The sequence below is a fragment of the Arthrobacter sp. AG367 genome, from assembly GCF_007828995.1.
GTDB lineage: Bacteria > Actinomycetota > Actinomycetes > Actinomycetales > Micrococcaceae > Arthrobacter.
Map to the genome: position 1 here is coordinate 1 of NZ_VIVE01000021.1, position 1,120 is coordinate 1,120.

1 protein-coding gene is annotated in these 1,120 nt (G+C 62.2%); it reads right to left on the minus strand.

Translation table 11 applies throughout. The features are described 5' to 3' along the window. Positions 1–4: 4 nt before the first annotated feature. A partial coding sequence (locus FB478_RS21020; protein ID WP_144601539.1) for an acyl-CoA dehydrogenase family protein occupies positions 5–1,120 on the minus strand: 1,116 nt, incomplete at its 5' end.

Here is a 1,120-nt window from a genome sequence, read left to right on the forward strand (position 1 = left end):
CGGGTTAGACGATGGGGAGGACGTGGCGGGCTTCGTCTTGGCGGTTGAAGGTGACTTTGCCGAAGGCTTCGTATCCGCTGGCAGCGAGGGTGTGTCCGTGGCGGCTGGCGGTGGCCTGGTCGCGCCACATGCGCTGAAGCAGGGAGGTCTCTGCGAATCCGGCGGAACCATGGGCGGTCAGGAGCTGGTCGATCATGTTGGTGATTGTTTCGACGATCCAACCGGCTTTGGCGCGCATTTCGATTCGTTCACCGTACGGGGCGTAGTAGCCGCGGCCGGCACCTTCGTAGATCTCGTCGGCGACCTGCTGGGCGACCAGTTCGGCAGCGTTCAGCTGCATTGATGCCTTGGCCACTGCGAGCTGGAAGGAAACAGCGTCGGCCTGCTTGTCGTACCCGGTGTAGGCGATGGCCTTGGATTCGGCCTTGTCGATGACGAAGTCCAGAGCTGCCCGTCCCATGCCCAGGTGCGGGCCGATGAGCTTCATGAACAATGACGGGACGAAGATTGTTTGGTAGGTCTGCTCGGGGTTGTGGCCCAGGTATCCACCTTCCACTGCTGCGGTCAGAGGGAGAATGCGGTGTTCAGGCACGAAGACATCTTCGGCGATTTGCATCACGCTGCCGCTGGACTTCATGCCGGCGACGTACCAGTTGTCCTCGGAGGTCAGGTCCGAGGAGGGGATGAGCGCGAGGCCGGCGTCGACTACTTCACCGTTCTCGTCCTTGAGGGGAATGCCCAGCAGTGACCACTGTGCGTGCAGGCTGCCCGTGCCGTATCCCCAGCGTCCAGTGACCCGGTATCCGCCTTCCACGGGTTCTGCTTCGGAGGAGGTGGCCAGAACGATGGAAATGAAAGAGTTCAATCCGTCTTCCTGCCCCCATACGTCTTCTTGTGCACGGGAGTCCATCAGGCTAAGAACCCATGCGCCGGAGTCCAGGATCCCGGTGATCCAGGCGGCTCCGCCGTCACCGCGGCCAATAGCCCTCGCAACAGCGTGGGCCTCGCGCGTGTTCGCAGCAAGCCCACCGAATTTCGTTGGTGCGGAAATGCTGAACGCTCCCGTCGCGGCAAGAGCGTTGAACACTTCATCCGGCACCCGGCGTGCCTGATCGCCTTC